This window comes from Achromobacter sp. 1012554356 (assembly GCF_059760815.1).
Window position 1 is genome coordinate 36141 of record NZ_JCBANC010000026.1, and the last position, 19511, is coordinate 55651.

Genomic DNA, 19511 nt, shown 5'->3' on the forward strand with positions numbered 1-19511 from the left:
CTATGTCCAAGAATCTGATCAATATCGTGGTTTTTCTGGCCGGACTGGCCGTTGTGGGCTGGATCGGTGCGGGTTACGCGGGCACGAACCCGCTGGCGCTGGCCGTGACGCTGCTGATCGGTGTCTGTTATCTGGCCGGCGCGCTTGAGCTGCTGCGCTACCAGCAGGCAACATCCGCGCTCACGCGCGCCGTGTCGGACCTGAAGGAAGCGCCGGGCAGCCTGGGCGCCTGGCTGGACAAGCTGCCGGCTGGTCTGCGCAACGCGGCGCGCCTGCGCATCGAAGGCGAGCGCGTGGGCCTGCCCGGTCCGTCGCTGGCGCCCTACCTCGTCGGCCTGCTGGTCCTGTTGGGCATGCTGGGCACGTTCCTGGGCATGGTCGTGACGCTGCGCGGCACCGGCCTCGCCCTTGAAAGCTCCACCGATCTGGCCGCGATCCGCGCGTCGCTGGCCGCGCCCGTCAAGGGGCTGGGCTTTGCATTCGGCACCTCGATTGCCGGCGTGGCCGCGTCCGCCATGCTGGGCCTTTTGGCCGCGCTGTGCCGCCGCGACCGCGTCCACGCGGCGCAACTGCTGGACACCAAGGCGGCCACCACGCTGCGCGTGTACTCGCAAAGCTACCAGCGCGAAGAATCGTTCAAGCTGCTCCAGCGCCAGGCCGAGGTCATGCAACGCCAGGCCGAAGCCATGCCCGCCATTGTCGGGCAGCTTGAATCCATGATGAAGAGCATGGAGCAGCAGAATCAGGCGTTAAATGAACGCCAGATCGCCAGCCAGACCGCCTTCCAGGGCAAGGCCGAAGCCGCCTACGCTCGCCTCGCGTCCGTGATGGAACAGTCCATGAAGGACAGCGTCGCGCAAAGCGCCCGCTCCGCCGGCGAGGCCCTGCAGCCCGTTGTGCAAGCCACCATGGACAGCTTGTCCCGCGAGACCGCCACGCTGCAGGACACCGTCTCGCAGGCCGTCCGCCAGCAGCTGGAAGGCCTGACCGCCGGCCTGCAAGCCGCGACGACCGACGTTGCCGGCATCTGGAGCCAGGCGGTGGCCGGCCAGCAGCGCGCCAGCGAGGCCATGGCCGAAGACCTGCGCGCCTCGCTCGACCGCTTCGCCCACACCTTCGAAGAGCGCTCCGCCAATCTGCTGGACAGCGTGTCGGCGCGCCTGGAGGCGTCGTCCGGCAATATGTCGCAAGCCTGGACCGACGCGCTGTCGCGCCAGCAGCAAGCCGGCGAAAAGCTGGCCGGCGACAACCTGCAGGCGCTCACCGCCGCGGCAGCCAGCTTCGAACAGCATTCCGCGTCGCTGCTGCGCACCCTGAACGCCTCGCACGCCGCGCTGCAAACCGATCTTGCCTCGCGCGATCAGCAACGTCTGGCCGCCTGGACCGAAACGCTGGGCGCGATGGGCGCCACGCTGCGCCAGGAATGGGAACAGTCCGGCGCGCAGGCTGCCGCCCGCCAGCAAGACATCAACGACACCTTGGCGCAGACCGTGCGCGACGTTTCCGAACAAGCTGCGGCGCAAGCGGCGCTGCTGGAAGGCGTGTCGGCCCGCATGGAGGCTGCCGCCAACGGCGTGGCGGACCAATGGACCCGCGCCCTCGCCCGCCAGGAAGAATCCAGCGGCAAGCTGGCCGCCGGCAATCAGGCCGCACTCGAAGCCGCCACCGCGGCTTTCGAGCAGCACGCTACATCGCTGCTGCGCACGCTGGACCAGTCGCACACCGAACTGCAGGCCGCGCTGGCCGCGCGCGACGAAGACCGCCTTGCCGCCTGGAGCAACACGCTGGGCGCCATGACCGCCAAGCTGGGCCAGGAATGGGAACAGGCCGGCGCGAACACCGTGGCCCGCCAGCAGGAAATCAACGACGCGCTCGCCGAGACCGCGCGCGGCATCGCCGGCCAGACCGACGCGCAGGCCCGCTTGCTGCAGGACGTGTCCTCGCGTCTGGAAACGGCGGCCGGCAGCGTCACGCAAGCCTGGCTGCACGCGCAGACCCAACAGGAGGACCTGGGCAAGCAACTGGCCGCCGACAACCAGCGCGCGCTGGAAACCGCCGCGGCCACCTTCGGCCAGCATGCCGACGCGTTGCTGCGCACCCTGGACCAGTCGCACGCCGACCTGCAAACCGCGCTGGCTTCGCGCGATGAGGAACGTCTGGCTGCCTGGACCGGCTCGCTGATGGCGATGTCCGCCAAGCTGGGCGAGGAATGGGAACAGGCCGGCACGCAAGCCGCTCTGCGCCAGCTCGAAATCAGCGACGCGCTCACCCAGACCGCCCGCGACATCTCGGCCCAGACGCAGCAACAGGCCGCCCTGCTGGAAAGCGTGTCCACGCGTCTGGAAACGGCCGCGGGCGGCGTCACGCAGGCCTGGATCGACGCCCAGGCGCGTCAAGAAGCAACCGGCCAGCAACTTGCCAGCGACAATCGCCAGGCGCTGGAAGCCGCGTCCGCCGCCTTCGGCACGCAAGCCGCCGAACTGCTGCAGACGCTGGAACAATCGCACACCGCCCTGCAAACGGCGCTTGCGGCCAACGACGAGGAACGCCTTGCCGCCTGGACCGCCAAGCTGGCGGCCATGGCCGATGCGCTGCGAACCGAATGGCAGCAGGCAGGCGCGCACACCGCCGGCCTGCAGCAGGAAATCTGCGACACCCTAAGCCTCACCGCGCAGGACATCACCGCGCAGACGCAGGCCCATGCCAGCGAGACCATCGCCGAGATCGGCCGTCTGGTTCAAGCGGCCTCCGAGGCGCCCCGCGCCGCCGCAGAGGTCATCGGCGAACTGCGCCAGAAGCTCTCGGACAGCATGGTCCGCGACAACGACATGCTGCAGGAACGCAACCGCCTGCTGGAAACGCTGAGCACGCTGCTCGACGCCGTCAACCACACCGCCGCCGAGCAGCGCACGGCCGTGGACGCGCTGGTCGCGTCGTCGGCCGACATGCTGGAGCGCGTGGGCGCGCAGTTCACCGCGCAGGTCGAGTCCGAAACCGGCAAGCTGTCCGACGTGGCGTCGCTGGTCACCAGCGGCGCCGTCGAAGTCGCCAGCCTGGGCGAATCCTTCGGCGCGGCGGTGCAGGCCTTCGGCGAATCGAACGACAAGCTCACCGCGCATCTGCAACGCATCGAGGCCGCGCTGGACAAATCCATCGCGCGCGGCGACGAGCAGCTTTCCTACTACGTGGCGCAGGCCCGTGAAGTCGTCGACCTGAGCCTGATGTCGCAGAAGCAGATCATCGAAAACCTGCAACAGCTGGCCACCCAGCGCGCCACCGCCGGAGCGGAAACGGCATGAGCGAGGATATCGACGGCGGCGTGGAAGCAACGGCGCCTGCCTGGGCCGTCTTCGGCGATCTGATGTCCGTGCTGCTGGGCGCCTTCGTCCTCATCCTGGTCAGCGTCGTCGCGGTGCAGTTGCAGCTGTCGACGCGGCTGGAAGAAGAGGTCAAGCAGCGCCAGGAAGAAACCCACCGCCGCGAGACGTTGGAGCAGGCGCTGGCGGGCCCCCTGGCCGCCGGCCGGGTAACGCTTATCAACGGCCGTATCGGCATCAGCGGCAGCGTGCTCTTCGCGCTGAACTCCGACCAGCTCCAGCCCGAGGGCCGCGAAATCCTGAAAAGCCTGATCGAGCCGCTGTCCGCCTACCTGAACACCCACAACGAAATCCTGATGGTCAGCGGGTTCACCGACGACCAGCAGGTGCGCGAAGGCAATCGCCGCTTCGCGGACAACTGGGACCTTTCCGCCCAGCGCGCGCTCACCGTGACCCGCGCCCTGATCGACGAAGGCGTGCCGTCCTCCACGGTGTTTGCCGCGGCGTTTGGCGCCGAGCAACCCGTGGCGTCGAACGCCGACGAGGAAGGCCGCGCCAAGAACCGCCGCGTGGAAATCACGCCCATCCCCAAGCCATCCAACGACGCGGGTAAGCCCGGTGAGCAGTGACGGCAGCCGCGCAGAGGTGATGAACGCGCGCGCGGTGCTGGACGCCTGGCGCGCCAGCGGCGCGGACCGCATGAACCCGCTGCACTTTCACCTGATCGACGCGCTGGACCGCCGCGCGGCCGCGTACGAGGGCGCGGCGCGTCAGCGGCTGGACGAGCGGGTCGCTGGTCTGATCGCGGCGTACGAGGGGGAGTTGAAGGGCGCGGAGAATGCGGCTGCAGTTGCGGGGGCTGAGGCTGATACAGATGCCACGCAAGACGCCGTGTCGGGCGGGTCGCTGGCCGAGCTGATCGCTTATCTGGGCAATCCCCGTGGCAATTCCCTGGCCGCCGGTAGCCCTGCCCAAGACGCCCTGCCGGGCGAAACCTCCCACGATTCCCGTGACCCGCTAGGCCTGCGCGCCGCCTACCCCGAACTGCCGTTGCTCGACGAATTCCGGGCGCTCTGGTCGCGCTTCAGCGCCGACCGCCAGGTGCGCCAGTCGCAGGAACAGGTCCACAAGAACGCCGGCCCGCTCAATTCCAATCAGCTTGTGCACCGCGCGCTGTCCCTGATGCGCGAAATGTCGCCCGGCTATCTGCAGCAGTTCCTGTCGTACACCGACGCGCTGATGTGGATGGAACAGATGACCGCCGCAGCCGCCCCCGCGCCCAAGGAAGCGCCGCGCGCTGGCGCCGCCAAGAAGTCCGCGCGCGCCAAGCCCAGGAAGGAGCCCAAAGAACCTAAGGAACCCAAGGAAGACAAAAAACCCGAGGAATCCGCCTGAGGGTGATTTGCACGCGGCGACGCCCCGCAGTACGATACGTTCCATATACAAAACATATACGGAACATCCACTATGGGTATCGTCAAGATTTCCGAGCAAATGCATGAGAACTTGCGCGTCGCCAGCGGCGCCCTCAGCCGCTCGATCAACTCCCAGGCCGAACACTGGATGCGCATCGGCATGCTCTCCGAGCTGTATCCCGAATTGCGCCACGCCGATATCTGCCAATTGCTGATTCGCATCGACCAGGCAGAAGGCTTCACCATCGCGTCCCTCTCGCAAGGGTTGCCGCAACCCGCGCAGCAGGAGGCCGCGTAAATGGCCAAGAAGGTTTCCATCAAATCGGCCGCCGACATCGAAATGGCCCGCAAGGCGGGCGCCATGGCGGCCGAAGTCCTGCACATGATCGGCGAACACGTCCGCCCGGGCGTCACGACGGATGAGCTTGACCGCGTCTGCCACGACTACATCGTCAACGTGCTCAAGGCCACGCCCGCCAACGTCGGCTACCACGGCTTTCCCAAGACCATCTGCGCGTCGGTCAACCACGTCATCTGCCACGGCATCCCGTCGGCCAAGGTGCTCAAGAACGGCGACATCCTGAACATCGACGTGGCCGTCATCAAGGACGGCTGGTTCGGAGACACCAGCCGCATGTACTACGTCGGCCAGCCCAGCCCGCTTGCGCGCCGCCTGGTCAACACTACGTACGAGGCCATGCGCGCCGGCATCATGGCCGTCAAGCCCGGCGCCACGCTGGGCGACATCGGCCACGCCATCCAGACCGTAGCGCACCGCGAGCACTTCAGCATCGTGCGCGAGTACTGCGGCCACGGCATCGGCCAGATCTATCACGACGACCCGCAGGTGCTGCACTACGGCCGCCCCGGCGAAGGCATGGTGCTGCAGCCAGGCATGATGTTCACGATCGAGCCCATGATCAACGCCGGCAAGCCCCAGACCAAGCAGCTTCCCGACGGCTGGACGGTCGTCACCAAGGACCGATCGCTGTCCGCGCAGTGGGAGCACATGGTCGTCGTCACCGAGACCGGCTACGACGTGCTGACCACCTGGCCCGACGGCTTCGGCGACTACCCACCCATTCCCTGACAGGGACGCGTCCTAGCAAGGACCGGAGTGCAGGGCCGCAGGGGTACGATCATGATCGTGCCCTTGGTGTTTTTGCGGCGCCCGCCGTCTCGTCCATGCCCGCCCTGCCCTCCGCTTTCCGCCGACTTGCGGCGTCGAACCTCGCCGCGCAGTTCTCCGAGCAGATCGCGCTCGCCGCCGCGCCGCTGTATGCCGTGCTGGCCCTGGGCGCCACCGCTGCGCAAACCGGCTATCTGCAGACCGCGCAGACGTTGCCGTTCCTTTTGTTGTCCCTGCCCGCCGGCGTGCTGGCGGACCGGACGTCGCGCCGGTCACTGATGACCGCCGCCGAAACCGTGCGCGCGGCAAGCCTGATCGGCCTGCTGGCGCTGCTGTGGATGGGCGGTCTCAGCTTGCAATGGCTGGCCGCGCTGGGCTTCATCGGCGCGGTGGGCACCGTCGCCTACAACGTTGCGGCGCCTGCCCTCGTGCCCAAGCTGGTCCCGGTCACGGAACTGGCCAACGCCAACCGTTGGCTTGAGCTGGCGCGCAGCGCAGCCTTCTCGGCCGGCCCCGCCGCAGGCGGCGCGTTGGTCGGCTGGATGGGGGCTTCGACCGCCTATGTGCTCGCGACCACGCTGTCGCTCCTGGCTGCCGTGCTCCTGGCCGGCCTGCCGCAGGACGCGCCCAAGCCTGCTCCGCGCCGCCATCCCATCTCGGAACTGCGCGAAGGCGCCGCCTTCGTCGCCACGCATCCCCTGCTGCGGCCGGTCCTATTGACCGCGCTCTTCTTCAACACCGCCTGGTTCGTCCTGCTGGCCGTCTACGTCGCCTACGCCGTCGACCGCCTGGGCTTGTCTGCAGCGGGCGTCGGCGTCACGCTGGGCGTTTACGGCGCGGGGATGCTGGCCGGCGCCCTCGCCGCCCCGTGGCTCGCCCGCCGCCTGCCGTTCGGCGCCGTGATCGGCGCGGGACCGCTGTCTGCCTTGCTGGCCAGCTTCATCCTGCTGTCGACGCTGGTCTTTCCGTCAGGCGCGTGGGCAGCGGTGGGATTCTTTTTCTTCGGCGCCGGGCCGATCCTGTGGACCATCACCACCACCACGCTTCGCCAATCGGTTACGCCCAATGCCCTGCTGGGACGGGTCTCGTCCGTCATCGTGACCGCGAATTTCGGCGCGCGGCCCATCGGCGCGCTGATCGGCGCGACGTTGGCGGCGCGGTTTGGGGTGGAGGCGTGTCTGTGGATGTCGACCGTCGGGTTTTTCATCCAGTTCGCCGTGCTATTCACGTCGCCGGTGCTGCGGCTGCAACGGCAGCCGGAGGTGGTGATGTCTTGAGTGGGACTACGCCAATTCCCGCAGCGCCGCCGTCATCAACGGTTTCCACGATTCAATATGCCGGGTGATCAACGCCGCGATGGCTTCAGTTTTCCGAGTCGCCGCAAGCTCGATCATTTCATAATGCTCGGAAACGGACGCGCGCTGCCGCTCTAAACCTTCGGGCGAGCTGATGCCATACAGCCGCATGTCTGCCCGCAACCCCATGATCATTCGCGTCAGCAACGGGTTCTCGGCGCGCGCGACCAACGCCTCATGAAACCGGCGGTCCGTTTCGATGTAGTCCGTCACGCTGCCTGACTTCACCGCAGCGGCGACGTCGTCGGCCAGCCGGACGAGCGGCTCCGTATCGGTCAACCCTTTCCGCGCGAGGGTGACCAGTGCCCCCACCTCGAGCATGATCCGAACGTCAAACTGATTTTCCAGGTCTTTGGGCGTGGCCGCTTCCACGCGAAACCCCCGATTGCGCAACGGGGAGACCAATCCCGTGCGGCTCAGCTCCAGCAACGCCTCGCGCACGGGGGTCGTGGACATGCCCATCTCGGTCGCCACCGCCGGCACGGAATAAATGGTGCCCGGCGCCGCTTCGCCCGACACGATGCGCGAGCGCAATTGCGCCAGCACCGTCTCTCTTAAATTGGTGACGCTTTCCATCGTGACTGCCCTCCGACAAATCGAACCGTCACTATATCAAATCGCTTGCGGTAGCGCGTGACGCGTTATATAAATGCGTCACGCGCTACCTAGCGCTCGCCCGGGGCCGAGGCAAATTGGCCCATTGGAGACATCGATGGATGAACCTTTGAAGCGCCACGTCTGCCTTGGCTGTGGCTTTCTGTATGACGAAGCCCTGGGGCTGCCCGAACACGGCATTCCTCCCGGAACCCGATGGGCCGACATCCCCCACGATTGGGTCTGCCCCGATTGCGGCACCCCCAAGAGCCGTTTCGAAATGGTCGAACTCCCGTACGCCAGCGCCGACGTCGCCGCGCACGCCCTCGTCTGAACGCCTGCCGAGAACTCATCATGAACAATGACTTTGTGCTGCGCGCACACGACCGCGGCTTTGAAAAATTCCTGTCGACGGGCGAAGCGTCTAGCTATATCGCCGGCCACCCCGAAGGCATGGTGACCCGCCATTCCAGCTTCAACTTTGGCGCCTACCAAAGCGGCGTTCCCGGATTCGGGCGGATCCGCGTCTTTGGCGAAGAAGTATTCAGCGGCACCGGCAGCGGCTACAACATGCACCGCCATCATGACTTCATCATTTGCGCATTCGTCCTGGCGGGCACGCTGACGCACGTGAACACGGTGGGCAATATCGACCAGCTCGGACCGAACGACTTCTACGCGTTCTCTGCCGGCTCTGGCGGCAAGCATTCCGAATTGAATCTGGCCAGCACCGATATGCAAGTGCTGTACCTCTGGGTCCTGCCCGACCGTCTGCTGACGCCGCCTTCCTATACGCGCAGTCATTTCGATGCGAGCACGCGCCGCAATCAGCTTACGCAACTGGTGGGCAATGCCGATGGCGCACTACGGATCAGCCAGGACGTATCCGTTTCAAGGTTGGTGGCGGATCAGGCAATGCATCTGCAATACAAGCCCAAATCGAACCGTCATGGCGTGTATGTGTTCATGCTGGATGGAGAAGCCAGCGTCGACGACATCACCCTGGCACGCCGCGATAGCCGAGGCGTTTGGGGAGACCGCCCCGTCACGATTCAGACGGACGGTGAAGGCGCCGATCTCCTCATTATTGAAACCATCCAATAGCGCCGCCCCGGATCAACCAGCGTTGCAAGCGGCGCCGGTATTGCCCGCGCCGCTTGCCGCCGGGTGAAGGGAAAGGCAAGGAGAATGTCATGCCAGTGATTCAGTTGTATTACGCAAAGGGGATGCTCGACCCCGTCAGCAAGAAGGAAATGGGCAAGCGGCTGACGGAAGTGCTGTTGACGATGGAAGGCGGCGCCCGCACCCCGGGCGGTTTGGCTTTCGCGTCCGTGCTGTTCACCGAAGTTCCCGCCGAAGACTGGTGGGTCGGCGGTAAGATCGACGACACGCCCATCCGCACCCACGGCCGCCTGCTCGCCCGCGTCAGCATTCCTGAAGGCTACATGAGCCAGCAGCACAAGTCCGAGGTCCACGCGTCAGTGCACGCAGCCATGATGGAAAGCCTGGGCGCCACGCGCGAAGACGGCAGCGGCGCATTGGTCATCATCGAGGAAGTTTCGGAAGGCAACTGGGGCGCGGGCGGACACACCATCAGCCTCGCCGCCATCGCAAACACCGTCGGGCTCGCCAAGGACGGCGAGCGTTTCAAGTGGGTCGAAGCCTACTTCCAGGCCAAGGCCAGACAATATGCAGCGTCGCTTTATCCGCCGGGCACCGGCGGCCTGCTGCCGGCACTGTCCGCCGCGCCCGCGACGCAGGGAGAATGACGATGGCCTTCGAGTTCATTCGTTCCACCAAACAGGAATCGCCCATCCTGATCCCGCAGATCGGCCTGACGCTGCGTGTGCGCGTCCCGCCGGAATTCACCAACGGCGTACTCACCAGCATCGAAGCCGAAAACGCGCCGGGCTTTGGCCCGCCCGTGCACCGGCACCGGGAAACCGAGGTGTTTTACGTGCTGGAAGGCCGATATCTCTTTGAAGTCGACGGCGAACGGTTCACCGCTGATGCGGGCGACGTCGTCAGCGTGCCTGGCGGCGCGGCGCATGCATTCGTCAACATCACCGACCGGCCGGCGCGGCAGTTCGTCCAGATACTGCCGGGCATGGACGCGAAGGCTTTCTTTCTGGGGTTGGGCGAGGTCATGCGCGAGGGAAAACTCGATCACGACGCGTTGAACGCGTTCGGGCAGAAGTGGCATGTGGAGTTTCTTGGACCGCCGCTGCACACGGAGCAAGCGGGCGTTTGAGGACTGACGCCGCTTGGAGCCTTTGGGTCTCGTTCAAGCCAGTGCGGAACCCAGGCCCCATTTTTGCTGTCCCTGTTGTACAGCGCCGGCAGCGGGCCGGCGCCATAACAGGAGTCACTTGAATGACACGATCCCAACATCTCCGCCTGGGCGCGCTGTGCGCCGGCGTCGCACTCGCCGGCAGCGTCATGGCAGCGGATGCCCCCAAGGTGCCCGACTATGGTCCGAACCTGGAGCGGTTTGAGTATCCACACGAGGTCAAACGGTTCACGCTCGACACGCAAGGCCAGAAGCTCTCGATGGCCTACATGGACGTGGCCGCCGCCAAGCCCAACGGCAAGACTGTCGTGCTCATGCACGGCAAGAACTTCTGCGGCGCCACCTGGGACGCCAGCATCGCCGCCCTGAGTCAAGCCGGATACCGCGTCGTCGTGCCCGACCAGATCGGCTTCTGCAAATCCGACAAACCGCAGGCCTACCAGTTTTCGTTTCACCAACTGGCCGCCAACACGCACGCCCTGCTCGATCATTTGAAAGTCGACCGCGCCAGCATCGTGGGCCACTCCATGGGCGGCATGCTCGCCGCTCGGTACGCGCTGATGTACGGCCCGCAAACCGATGCCCTGGTGCTCGTCAACCCCATCGGCCTCGAAGACTGGAAACAGAAAGGCGTACCCTACCGCAGCATCGACGAGTGGTATCAGCGCGAGCTCAAGGCCAACTTCGAGGGCATGAAGAAGTACCAGCTCGGCACCTACTACGCCGGCCAATGGCGCGACGACTACGACAAGTGGGTCCTCATGGCCGCCGGCATGCTGCAAGGCGAAGGCCGCGAACGCGTTGCGTGGAATCAGGCGCTGACCTACGACATGCTCTACACGCAGCCCGTCGTGCACGAGTTTGGTCAGATCGCCGTGCCCACCACGCTGCTCATCGGCGAAAAGGACAATACCGCCCCCGGCAAGGACGCCGCGGCGCCCGAGGTGGCAAAACAGCTCGGCAATTATCCAGAGCTGGGCCCGAAGGCGACCAATGCCATCCCAAATGCAAAGCTTGTCACCTGGCCTGAGCTTGGCCACTCCCCGCAGGTGCAGGATCCGAAGCGTTTCAATGAAGCGTTACTGAGAGCGCTGCCGGTGGCGAAGGGTTAAGGCACGTGTTGCTGACGAACGCCGCCACCCGCGAGACCACATCGCCGCACCCACGGCCCATGGTGACCACGTGACGGCGATCTGTCAGCAACTGCAGCTGCACATTCGTATTGCGCGCCCCCTTCACAATCTTGAACGCGTTGGATACCGGCGCAACGTCATCATGCCGTGCATGAACGACAAGGCAGGGAGCCCGCAGCGTGTCCATGCGGCGCGATACCGAGGCCGCCAGTTTGCGCATCTCGGAAAGCGACCACCAGGGGATACCCGGCAAGCCCGCCACGCGCTCCGGCCGCTGAAGCACCCGATGCCGGCCTATGCCGAGCGACCTCGAGATTAGCAGCCGTAAGGCCACCCTCACCCGTTGCGGAACCGTCCGGCCGTCATGACGGAACACGGGAGACAGCGCCAGAACACCGGCCACGTGGAACGGTCGTTCCTGCGCCAGCGCGAGCGCCAGCACGGCCCCCGTGGAAACGCCGCCGATGACCACGCGATCAACCCGGCACGCCAGCACGTCCGCGCCACGCCGAGCGCTGGACAACCAATCCAGCCAGCCTGCGCCCGCCAGATCCTGCAGCGAGCCGCAGTGTCCCGCCAGCTTGACGGCGAGCACCGTGTAGCCGTGACGATTCAGGCCGCGCGCCAGCTCGTGCAGCTCGCTTGGCATGCCACCCAGGCGGTGAATCAGGAGGATACCCGTACGGCCGGGCTCGCCATTACCAACAAGAAAATGCTCGCCAGCCGCCACCTTGCACACCGCGTCGATCGTGTTCATGCCGGCGCCTCCCCGCGCTGGCGGCCTTCAGGCGGCAAGCTGACGCCCATGGCCCGGCGATACGCCTCGAGCGTGCGTAGCATCTTTTCTCCCAGACGCAGATGCGTATCCGCAAACGCCCGCGCGTTGGCGACGATGGTCTGGGTATGCCATGGCCGGCATCGGATTTGCATGATGCAGTCGGCATAGCCGGCAATGTCACCAGGCGCGGCAAGCCATCCCGTCCGGCCGGGCACGACGATCTCCGGCAAGCCGCCCACATTGCTGGCAACGACAGGCCGGGCCACTGCGAACGACTCGGGCACGATACGCGACCACGCTTCCGTCGCCGATGGCACCAGCACCACGTCTGCCGCACGGATCATGTCGCGTACATCGCTGCGGTGACCCGTAAACACCACATATTCCGCAATACCCAGATCCACTGCCAGGCGGTACAGCGCATAGGCGTAGGGTTGGGTGCGTGCGGTCGCCGTGCCCACGACTAGGGCCACCGCCGGCACCCCTCTGATGCGCAGGCGTTGCACCACGTGAAGCAGATCAGCCTGGCCTTTTTCTGGCCGCAGCATCCCGACGGTGGCGACGACGAAAGCGGCTCTGGGCGCAGGAACCCCCAGGGCGCGACGGATGTGCAGGCTTGCATCGGGTGCGTCATCGGGCCGGAAGAACTCATCCCCGGCCCACTCCCCGACTACGCTGATCCGGTCTTCCGGGGCCAGCCCGGCCGCCAGCAGCTCCTCTTTGCCGACGTCGCTCGTTGAAATGACGTGATCGCAGCCGATCGCCCATTCCAGCCGGCGGCGCAGCGATGAGCGCATGGGTTTGGCGAAATGACGCGTCCGTACGACGGCGCACAGGTCCCGGCAAAGCGCGGCCGTCTTTGCGTCGGCCCGGCTATGGCAATCGATGACCTCGATGCGCAAGGTCCGGATGGCTCGGCGCAGCGCCAGGACGGTCCGGGGCGAATACGCGGGATTGAAATCCATGTCCACGGTCGTCAGCTTGCGCTCGCGCGCGGCCTGGCTGACGGCGCTGTCCGAGGGCGAGGCGATGGCCACTTCGTAGCCACGGTCGTGCAGCCAGCTTGCCTGCTCCAGCGTGCGGAACTCCAGGCCGCCGAGGCTGCGCTCAGCCAGCGTATGCAGAATGCGCATGATGCTCCAGTACATCGAGACAGGCCGTCAGCACCTCGCCGGGCGTGATCGAATTGATGCCGTTTTGCGGGTGTCGCGGAACCACGAAAGCCGACCCGCGCCGGCGCCAGAACCACTCGGGATTCGCCTCGTTGAAAATTCCGACATAGGGCACGCAGGCGCCTTGCGCGATATGCGACGGGCCGCAGTCATTGGCAACCACGAGGCGCGCGCGCAGCATGACGGCGCTCAATTCCGAAATCGGCCGGCAATAAGCAATGGAAAAGTCGGGCCGCTGCATCGCCTGCAAGGCATCGCGCTCCACCGTTTCCTGCTGCCCCAGCACAAACAGAAAGCGGGTGCCGGCGCCCATCAGCGGCTTCAGCCTGTCGGCCAGCCTCACGTAGTTGGAAAGGTTCCACCGCTTGAAAGCGCCCGCGCCGCCCCCGGGAATCATCACCACATCGGCGCCCTGCGCCGTGCGCAGGTGCGGCCGCGCGACGGCATGGAAACACGCCCGAGCCGCGACTTCGAGGTCGAACGGCCGATACGCGGCCAACACACGCAGATTGGCCTGGCCGATGTACTCGGAAACGTCCTTGCGGTGGCAATGCGTCCAGGCCAGGTCGCTGATCCGGGCGTTGCGAAACCCCAGCCGGATCGACGGAGGGCGCAGCAGATTGACCACGCCGAAGCGTTCGCTGCTGTGATGCAGGCTCACTGACATGCGCGTCTCTTTCCGCAGGCTGCGCAGGTAATCGAAGAACGTAGCCGCGCGCACGAACTCATCGACCCAGGGCAACGCCCGGTAGAAGGCGCCCACATCGTCACGCGCAACCACCCTGACCCGGCGCGACGGCCACCATGTCTTGAGCTGATACAGCGTCGGCATCGCGACGATCTGGTCGCCAAGCTGCGGCTGGCTTCTGACATACACAACGATTTCCGACACCTGCGGCCTCCATGCTTATCGCGCGGCCGGTCGGCCGCTTGCGGGCAATGTATCGGCAGGCGGCCGGCAGAATTCCGGCGTCCTTTGAACAATTGTGAAGAAGCTTGCACTGACCTTCGAACAACTACACAGGTTGTCCGCGGCGCATTGCGATAGCCGCCCAGTGGCTACATGCCATGCCTGGCCTGGCGCATCAGGCGCATTGTCAGCGTCGCAACCGTGCCGACCAGCGCCTCGCCCGAATCCGCATTGCTCATGACCATGACGGCAAGTCTGTCCTGCAGGGAAAATACCCACCGCGAATGAAACGCTTCCGTCGCGCCGCTATGTTCACGCAGCGATGCCGAGCTCACCAACTCGTCGCCACAGGGCGCCGCCAGCCAAGACAAGGCAAGGCGGCAATCCAGATCCATGCCCCTGCCCGCCACGGTTTCCAGATCCTGTAACGTCTGCGCAGATCGTTGCGACAGCACCCGCTTTACGCCGGACCCGGTACCGCCGCGGCCCTGCCCGAGCAGCATGCTCGAAAAGCGCGCCATCTCGGAAGCGCTCATCCACAAACCATCTGCCGCCTCGTTCGGTTGCGGTGCTTCCGTCCATGGCCGGCCGCGCCGGTAGCCGGCCGCCTGCTGTCCCACCATGCGCTGGTGTGGCTGAAACCCCGCGCGGGGCATGTTCAAGGGCCGAAGAATCGTGCGGCGCACATAGGCGTCGAAGGGTTCCCGCGCCGCATGCGCCACCATGTCGCCCAGCAAGGAATACGCCATGTCGGCACGGGCTCGGCCCATCGTGTCTTCCAACGTCGCTGGATGCACGCCCAGAAGCGTGCGGGCGGTGAACGGCGCAGCATCCATCCACTGCGCGGCGCTACGGCGCGGTTCAACGCGCCAGTTTTCCGACGCGTCGCCGGCCGGCCGGTCCAGCGACAGCAACCCGTCGTCTGCGGCGCGAAGCACGGCCGCCGCCGTGACGACCTTGCTGATGGCGCCCACGCGATACAGCGTGTCGCCGCTCGCCCGTCGATGACGTGCTGCATCCGCGTACCCGAAGCCCGTGCTCCAGACGATGCGCTGATCGTCCACGACGGCGATCGAGAGACCCGGCACCTTGGACAGGCCCATTTCGTAAGGGATGCGCTCGGTCAGGTAGTTGACCACCGCCGCATAGTCCCCTTTCGCGATCGTTGCTGGCTCGGCGGGCGGCAGCCCTTGGCAACCGCCCACGGCAAGGAAAAGCGATCCGACGGCAACCAGACGGGCGAGCGAGGACATGGATGACGGCAACCCTGTGAAAGAGAAATGCCGTAATGCTATCGATGCGCCACCGCGCGATCTTTCGCGCTTTGTTGGGAGTTTGTGAAGATCTTTGCGCGTGCGTTGCATACGCGCCGGGTCATGTCACGCGGTGTGCCACTGGATTACGAAGCGGGCGCCGCCCAGCGGGCTGTCGGACACCAGCGCCTCGCCGTTGTGCCATCGCGCCACACGGCGCACGATGGCCAATCCCAGGCCGGTTCCCCCGGTGCCGCGCGCGCGGCTTTCATCGAGCCGGATGAAGGGGTCGAACACACGCTCGCGATCGGCGGGCGGCACGCCGGGTCCATCATCATCCACCGTCAGCACGTAACGCCGGGGCTCGGGACTGGCCAGTCCGACGTGAACCTTTCCACCCGCATGCCGAATGGCGTTCTGCAGCAGGTTGAGCAAGGCGCGCGTCATGTAACGCGGATACAGCCGAACTTCGCCCGCATCGCAGTGCGTCACCTCGCAATGCACGCCCGACAGCTCGGCCTCAAACGACGCATGCTGCACAACGGAATCGAGCCAGCCGCGGGCATCCTGGGGCTGTAGCGGCATATCGTCGCTCTTGTGCTCCAGGCGGGCGTACATCAGTAACTCCGACGCCATGCTGTCCAGCTCGGCGACATCGTTCTTCATTTCCTCGACAAGACGCCGGCGCGCGACGGGATCGTTCTCTTGATCGATCATGTCCAGTTCGAACGACAACCGAGCGATGGGCGTGCGCAGTTCGTGCGATACCGCGTTGGTCAGCTCGCGCTGATTGCTGACCAGCGCACTGATGCGATCGGCCATCTGGTTGAACGTGTCGCCCAGCCCTCGGATGCTGGAAAACCGCGACAGCTCGGCGCGCACACGCAAGTCGCCCTGGCCCATCCGCTGCGCGGCGGTCTTCAGCGCTTCCAGATCCCGCCAGACCGGCAGCGCCCACACCAGCATGAACGCGCACAACAGCACGCCCAATGCGGCGTAGATCGCAACGATCACCCACGTGCCGACCAGCGGCTCGGGCGGCAGCTTGACCATCAGCCACTGCGCGCCCGGGCCGGGTATGGCGGCCACGAAGCTCATCTGCTCGTCGCGCAGGAAGAATCCGCCGGCGTCGATGGTGCGGCGTTCCGCGTCGGTCAGCGCAAATTCCGCCGCGTTGTAGTCGGCCGGATTCAGGACTTTCAGCGCCAGGCCGTAATGGGGCGCCAGCGTGTTGCGCACGTAGTCGGGGCGGGCCTCGGGCGGCACGTGAGCCAGTTCCTGCTTCAGGCTGTGCAACTGGCCACGTACGGCTTCACGCGTGTAATTGGTCGTCTCGGACTCAAAAAGATAGTTTGCGGCCCGGTCGACCACTTCGTTCGACAGCACGAACCCGATGGCCAGCACCACAAAGATGCGCAGAACGAATTTAAGCATCGCGCAGCTCGTGGACCTTGGGTGAGAACAGGTAGCCCTTGCCCCAAATGGTCTTGATGCGGGCGGGGTCCCGCGGATCGTCGTCCAGCTTGCGGCGCAATTTGCTGATGCATACATCAACGGTGCGATCGAGCCCATTGAACTCGATGCCGCGCACCGCGTTGAGCAGATCATCGCGTGTCAGCACCTGGCCTGCCTGGCTAGCCAAGGCCCACAGCATTTCAAATTCCAGCGTCGTCAGGTCGACTTCGGCGCCGGCCAGCACGACCGCCCGGGTCTGGCGGTCAATCGACAGCGGACCGAAAACCAGGTGTTCCGGCTGCATTTCAGCCTGGTTGTGACGACGCATCAAGGCGCGGATTCGCGCCAGCAGAACACGCGGCTCCACGGGCTTGATGACGTAATCGTCCGCACCGGATTCCAGGCCCAGGATTTGATCCACGTCGTCTTCGCGGGCGGTCAGCATCAGGATCGGCGCGGACGAGAAAGCGCGCAAATCCCGGCAAACCTGCAGGCCGTCTCGACCCGGCAGCATCAGGTCAAGGATGGTGATCGCCGGCTCGTGACGGCGAAATGCATCCACCGCGTGATCACCACGATAGGCCTGAACAACGTTGAAACCGTGCTGTTCCAGAAACTGCGCGATCAAACGCGCCAGCTTCGCATCGTCTTCGACTAACAAGGCCTTGGTCATGGTGTGCAGACAGAGTTTCATGCACCGGCGCAGTGCATTTTCGCGGGAAGCATACACCGAAAGAAATCCGGTTCGTGCGGGTCTGGTCGATGGCGATTATCCGGAGGAGCATGTGTTGAATACACCGCAGACCTCAACTGGGGCCGACCATCGCGGCCATACAATCTGTCGGAATTGTTACCAAACTCCCGCTTACCTCTCTGTTACATTGGCGCCTCAAAAATCATTACAAGCGAGGCCAGCCTCACCGCCCGGCAGCCGCCGTGCATGACGCGAGCGCGCACAAAATCAATAAACAATGTGCCGCGTTCAAGCGCTTCAGTCTCAATGTCGAACTCCGGGGTAACAACCAAAATGAGAAAAATTGCACTGCTTGTGGTTTTGCCTGCGCTGTTGGCGGGTTGCACTTCCGCGCAGATGAGCATGATTACCGGCAAGCGGAATAAAACCTATAACGACGTCAATGCGGCCTGGGTCGGCAGCACGGAAGAGCAGCTGGTTTCCAAGTGGGGACCGCCGAAGAAAAGCTACACGCTTGAAAGCGGTGCACGAATCATCTCGTACGAAGACATCTGGGGTCCGATGTCCGCCTATCACGTATGCGTCGAGAAATTCATGATCGAAAAGGGCGTCGTGACGAAGTGGGGGCTGTCGGATTGCCCGGCGCGCATGTCGGGCACGATGCCGGCGGAAACGCCGATTCCGCAACCGACGATGTAAAGCCAGCGTCGCAACGTCAATACCGCCGCCTCGGCAAGTGCCCGGCAAACTGCAAACCGGGGGTTCGTCGAGCGGCATTCACGACAAGCCGACATCCATGACTTATTCGTTGAGCGACATCGGCCGCGCGCCGCCCGGCGGCAGGCCGAACAAGCGCCTGATCGCATTCAGAAACGCGCCATAAGGCCGGCCCAATACCAGCATCATCACGGCTGCGCCCAATACGCCTCGCACCAGACCGTCGCCCGATGCGCCGCTGATCGCGATGATCGCGGCGTAAATGGGCACCTGAAAACTCATCAGCGCCACGCTATCCCAAATCAGCCGGGACACGCGCGTGTCCTTCGCGCGCCGCATTATCCAATCACGCCATAGGCCATAAGGCCGGCCCACCGGAATCATCAACGCGCCTCCGATCAGCCGCGCGTGGAATACCTGTTCCCAAGTCATTCCCGCGATCCAGCGCTCATTGATGATGCCTGTGGTCGTAAAGAACAGGATCAGCGCAACGGTATCGGCAATATAGGAGCGCGTGGATAGCGGCAATCTGGCCTTGTCCGTCACGTGCTGTTCCCACGGCATCTGTTCTGCTTGCCGGCACCCGAATCTGTATATGGCGGCACGTTCCCGGGCCCGCTAGACTGCGACGACCTTCGATTCCGAAAGACGCCCTCCCCGCGGTAACCAACATGCTGAAAATATTGGGAAAAGCCTCGTCCATCAACGTGCGCAAAGTGTTGTGGACGTGCGCTGAACTGAACCTGCCGTTCGATCGCGAGGATTGGGGCAGCGGTTTCCGGCCCACGTCGGAACCGGAGTTCGTGGCGCGCAATCCAAACGCGATGGTGCCGGTCATTCAGGATGGCGACTTCGTGCTGTGGGAGTCCAACACCATCATTCGCTATCTGGCGGGTCAGTATCAGGGGCGCCACCTTTATCCGGCCGAGCCGAAGCTCCGGGCACGGGTGGATCAGTGGATGGATTGGCAGGCGACGGACCTGAACCGGTCCTGGAGCTACGCCTTCATGGCGTTGGCGCGGCAGTCGCCGGCGCATCGGGACGAGGGCGCCATCGAGGCATCGTGCCGCGATTGGGCGCGGTTCATGGGAATCCTGGACCAGCGGCTGGCCGCCACCGGCGCTTATGTGGCCGGCGACGCGTTCACGCTGGCCGACATTCCGGTGGGGCTGTCCGTGAACCGCTGGTTCGAGACGCCGTTCGACAAGCCGGCGCTGCCCGCCGTCGCCGCGTACTACGACAAGTTGGCGCAGCGCGACGGCTACCGGCAGTATGGGCACAACGGCACGGCTTGAAGAA

22 protein-coding genes are annotated in these 19511 nt (G+C 65.1%); 13 read left to right on the forward strand and 9 right to left on the reverse strand.

The window, feature by feature from the left end; all coding sequences use genetic code 11:
* Positions 1-2: 2 nt before the first annotated feature.
* The 6 genes from AC6LJW_RS15170 to AC6LJW_RS15195 all read left to right on the forward strand — a co-directional run bounded on the left by AC6LJW_RS15170 (position 3) and on the right by AC6LJW_RS15195 (position 7138).
* Positions 3-3299, forward strand: a complete 3297-nt coding sequence (locus AC6LJW_RS15170) for a DUF802 domain-containing protein (RefSeq protein ID WP_498087686.1) — start codon at positions 3-5, stop codon at positions 3297-3299.
* On the forward strand, positions 3296-3946 hold the full coding sequence (locus AC6LJW_RS15175) for an OmpA family protein (RefSeq protein WP_498087687.1): 651 nt from the start codon (positions 3296-3298) through the stop codon (positions 3944-3946). The genes AC6LJW_RS15170 and AC6LJW_RS15175 overlap by 4 nt, the downstream gene beginning before the upstream one ends.
* A gap of 19 nt (positions 3947-3965) precedes the next feature.
* On the forward strand, positions 3966-4712 hold the full coding sequence (locus tag AC6LJW_RS15180; protein ID WP_498087688.1) for a DUF2894 domain-containing protein: 747 nt from the start codon (positions 3966-3968) through the stop codon (positions 4710-4712).
* A 72-nt stretch (positions 4713-4784) separates the two neighbouring features.
* Positions 4785-5030, forward strand: a complete 246-nt coding sequence (locus tag AC6LJW_RS15185) for a ParD-like family protein (protein WP_056318213.1) — start codon at positions 4785-4787, stop codon at positions 5028-5030.
* On the forward strand, positions 5031-5822 hold the full coding sequence (gene map, locus AC6LJW_RS15190; RefSeq protein WP_056561851.1) for a type I methionyl aminopeptidase: 792 nt from the start codon (positions 5031-5033) through the stop codon (positions 5820-5822). It begins immediately after the preceding gene.
* 95 nt (positions 5823-5917) lie between these two features.
* Positions 5918-7138, forward strand: coding sequence for an MFS transporter (locus tag AC6LJW_RS15195; RefSeq protein WP_498087689.1), 1221 nt, complete (start codon positions 5918-5920; stop codon positions 7136-7138).
* A gap of 6 nt (positions 7139-7144) precedes the next feature.
* On the opposite strand, the gene AC6LJW_RS15200 is transcribed toward AC6LJW_RS15195, so the two are convergent.
* Complete coding sequence (locus tag AC6LJW_RS15200) at positions 7145-7792, reverse strand: GntR family transcriptional regulator (RefSeq protein WP_056561858.1); 648 nt, start codon at positions 7790-7792, stop codon at positions 7145-7147.
* 136 nt (positions 7793-7928) lie between these two features.
* Between AC6LJW_RS15200 and AC6LJW_RS15205 the strand changes: the two genes are divergently transcribed.
* From AC6LJW_RS15205 to AC6LJW_RS15225, 5 genes are all read left to right on the forward strand, one after another.
* A complete protein-coding gene (locus AC6LJW_RS15205) occupies positions 7929-8144 on the forward strand; it encodes a rubredoxin (RefSeq protein WP_498087690.1) in 216 nt (71 codons plus the stop codon).
* A 20-nt stretch (positions 8145-8164) separates the two neighbouring features.
* Complete coding sequence (locus AC6LJW_RS15210; RefSeq protein ID WP_056561863.1) at positions 8165-8914, forward strand: pirin family protein; 750 nt, start codon at positions 8165-8167, stop codon at positions 8912-8914.
* A gap of 89 nt (positions 8915-9003) precedes the next feature.
* Positions 9004-9579, forward strand: coding sequence for a tautomerase family protein (locus AC6LJW_RS15215; RefSeq protein ID WP_498087691.1), 576 nt, complete (start codon positions 9004-9006; stop codon positions 9577-9579).
* Between the two features lie 2 nt (positions 9580-9581).
* Positions 9582-10061: a cupin domain-containing protein gene (locus AC6LJW_RS15220; RefSeq protein ID WP_498087692.1), complete on the forward strand. Its 480-nt coding sequence runs from the start codon at positions 9582-9584 to the stop codon at positions 10059-10061.
* Between the two features lie 122 nt (positions 10062-10183).
* The gene (locus AC6LJW_RS15225; protein WP_498087693.1) at positions 10184-11212 is read left to right on the forward strand and encodes an alpha/beta fold hydrolase; all 1029 of its coding nucleotides are present in this window, start codon (positions 10184-10186) and stop codon (positions 11210-11212) included.
* On the opposite strand, the gene AC6LJW_RS15230 is transcribed toward AC6LJW_RS15225, so the two are convergent.
* From AC6LJW_RS15230 to AC6LJW_RS15260, 7 genes are all read right to left on the reverse strand, one after another.
* A complete protein-coding gene (locus AC6LJW_RS15230; RefSeq protein WP_498087694.1) occupies positions 11169-11990 on the reverse strand; it encodes an alpha/beta hydrolase in 822 nt (273 codons plus the stop codon). The two genes, AC6LJW_RS15225 and AC6LJW_RS15230, sit on opposite strands and share 44 nt — an antisense overlap.
* Positions 11987-13144, reverse strand: a complete 1158-nt coding sequence (locus tag AC6LJW_RS15235) for a glycosyltransferase family 4 protein (RefSeq protein WP_427986780.1) — start codon at positions 13142-13144, stop codon at positions 11987-11989. Before AC6LJW_RS15235 ends, AC6LJW_RS15230 begins: the two co-directional genes overlap by 4 nt.
* Positions 13119-14075 (reverse strand): glycosyltransferase family 9 protein, encoded by a 957-nt coding sequence (locus AC6LJW_RS15240; RefSeq protein ID WP_427986781.1) that lies wholly within the window; start codon positions 14073-14075, stop codon positions 13119-13121. Before AC6LJW_RS15240 ends, AC6LJW_RS15235 begins: the two co-directional genes overlap by 26 nt.
* 167 nt (positions 14076-14242) lie before the next feature.
* Positions 14243-15346 carry a serine hydrolase domain-containing protein gene (locus AC6LJW_RS15245; RefSeq protein ID WP_498087695.1) on the reverse strand — a complete coding sequence of 368 codons (1104 nt, stop codon included), beginning with the start codon at positions 15344-15346 and terminating at the stop codon, positions 14243-14245.
* Positions 15347-15472: 126 nt separating this feature from the next.
* A complete protein-coding gene (locus AC6LJW_RS15250; RefSeq protein ID WP_056561874.1) occupies positions 15473-16780 on the reverse strand; it encodes an ATP-binding protein in 1308 nt (435 codons plus the stop codon).
* Positions 16773-17474, reverse strand: a complete 702-nt coding sequence (locus AC6LJW_RS15255; protein WP_056561876.1) for a winged helix-turn-helix domain-containing protein — start codon at positions 17472-17474, stop codon at positions 16773-16775. The genes AC6LJW_RS15250 and AC6LJW_RS15255 overlap by 8 nt, the downstream gene beginning before the upstream one ends.
* Before the next feature lie 203 nt (positions 17475-17677).
* The gene (locus AC6LJW_RS15260; protein WP_498087696.1) at positions 17678-17899 is read right to left on the reverse strand and encodes a hypothetical protein; all 222 of its coding nucleotides are present in this window, start codon (positions 17897-17899) and stop codon (positions 17678-17680) included.
* Between AC6LJW_RS15260 and AC6LJW_RS15265 the strand changes: the two genes are divergently transcribed.
* On the forward strand, positions 17898-18194 hold the full coding sequence (locus tag AC6LJW_RS15265; RefSeq protein ID WP_427986785.1) for a hypothetical protein: 297 nt from the start codon (positions 17898-17900) through the stop codon (positions 18192-18194). The two genes, AC6LJW_RS15260 and AC6LJW_RS15265, sit on opposite strands and share 2 nt — an antisense overlap.
* A gap of 102 nt (positions 18195-18296) precedes the next feature.
* On the opposite strand, the gene alaE is transcribed toward AC6LJW_RS15265, so the two are convergent.
* Positions 18297-18776, reverse strand: coding sequence for an L-alanine exporter AlaE (alaE, locus tag AC6LJW_RS15270; RefSeq protein WP_498087697.1), 480 nt, complete (start codon positions 18774-18776; stop codon positions 18297-18299).
* A 107-nt stretch (positions 18777-18883) separates the two neighbouring features.
* Here alaE and AC6LJW_RS15275 point away from each other — a divergent pair, with 107 nt between their 5' ends.
* Positions 18884-19507 (forward strand): glutathione S-transferase family protein, encoded by a 624-nt coding sequence (locus AC6LJW_RS15275; protein WP_498087698.1) that lies wholly within the window; start codon positions 18884-18886, stop codon positions 19505-19507.
* Positions 19508-19511: the final 4 nt, after the last annotated feature.

Bases quoted from the DNA above. Each gene is read 5' to 3' on its own strand.
- alaE (WP_498087697.1), bottom strand. From the start codon at position 18,776: ATGCCGTGGGAACAGCACGTGACGGACAAGGCCAGATTGCCGCTATCC.
- AC6LJW_RS15200 (WP_056561858.1), bottom strand. From the start codon at position 7,792: ATGGAAAGCGTCACCAATTTAAGAGAGACGGTGCTGGCGCAATTGCGC.
- AC6LJW_RS15265 (WP_427986785.1), top strand. From the start codon at position 17,898: ATGATTACCGGCAAGCGGAATAAAACCTATAACGACGTCAATGCGGCC.
- AC6LJW_RS15255 (WP_056561876.1), bottom strand. From the start codon at position 17,474: ATGACCAAGGCCTTGTTAGTCGAAGACGATGCGAAGCTGGCGCGTTTG.
- AC6LJW_RS15195 (WP_498087689.1), top strand. From the start codon at position 5,918: ATGCCCGCCCTGCCCTCCGCTTTCCGCCGACTTGCGGCGTCGAACCTC.
- map (WP_056561851.1), top strand. From the start codon at position 5,031: ATGGCCAAGAAGGTTTCCATCAAATCGGCCGCCGACATCGAAATGGCC.
- AC6LJW_RS15170 (WP_498087686.1), top strand. From the start codon at position 3: ATGTCCAAGAATCTGATCAATATCGTGGTTTTTCTGGCCGGACTGGCC.
- AC6LJW_RS15230 (WP_498087694.1), bottom strand. From the start codon at position 11,990: ATGAACACGATCGACGCGGTGTGCAAGGTGGCGGCTGGCGAGCATTTT.
- AC6LJW_RS15210 (WP_056561863.1), top strand. From the start codon at position 8,165: ATGAACAATGACTTTGTGCTGCGCGCACACGACCGCGGCTTTGAAAAA.
- AC6LJW_RS15185 (WP_056318213.1), top strand. From the start codon at position 4,785: ATGGGTATCGTCAAGATTTCCGAGCAAATGCATGAGAACTTGCGCGTC.
- AC6LJW_RS15275 (WP_498087698.1), top strand. From the start codon at position 18,884: ATGCTGAAAATATTGGGAAAAGCCTCGTCCATCAACGTGCGCAAAGTG.
- AC6LJW_RS15215 (WP_498087691.1), top strand. From the start codon at position 9,004: ATGCCAGTGATTCAGTTGTATTACGCAAAGGGGATGCTCGACCCCGTC.
- AC6LJW_RS15235 (WP_427986780.1), bottom strand. From the start codon at position 13,144: ATGCGCATTCTGCATACGCTGGCTGAGCGCAGCCTCGGCGGCCTGGAG.
- AC6LJW_RS15205 (WP_498087690.1), top strand. From the start codon at position 7,929: ATGGATGAACCTTTGAAGCGCCACGTCTGCCTTGGCTGTGGCTTTCTG.
- AC6LJW_RS15250 (WP_056561874.1), bottom strand. From the start codon at position 16,780: ATGCTTAAATTCGTTCTGCGCATCTTTGTGGTGCTGGCCATCGGGTTC.
- AC6LJW_RS15180 (WP_498087688.1), top strand. From the start codon at position 3,966: ATGAACGCGCGCGCGGTGCTGGACGCCTGGCGCGCCAGCGGCGCGGAC.
- AC6LJW_RS15225 (WP_498087693.1), top strand. From the start codon at position 10,184: ATGACACGATCCCAACATCTCCGCCTGGGCGCGCTGTGCGCCGGCGTC.
- AC6LJW_RS15260 (WP_498087696.1), bottom strand. From the start codon at position 17,899: ATGCTCATCTGCGCGGAAGTGCAACCCGCCAACAGCGCAGGCAAAACC.
- AC6LJW_RS15245 (WP_498087695.1), bottom strand. From the start codon at position 15,346: ATGTCCTCGCTCGCCCGTCTGGTTGCCGTCGGATCGCTTTTCCTTGCC.
- AC6LJW_RS15220 (WP_498087692.1), top strand. From the start codon at position 9,582: ATGGCCTTCGAGTTCATTCGTTCCACCAAACAGGAATCGCCCATCCTG.
- AC6LJW_RS15175 (WP_498087687.1), top strand. From the start codon at position 3,296: ATGAGCGAGGATATCGACGGCGGCGTGGAAGCAACGGCGCCTGCCTGG.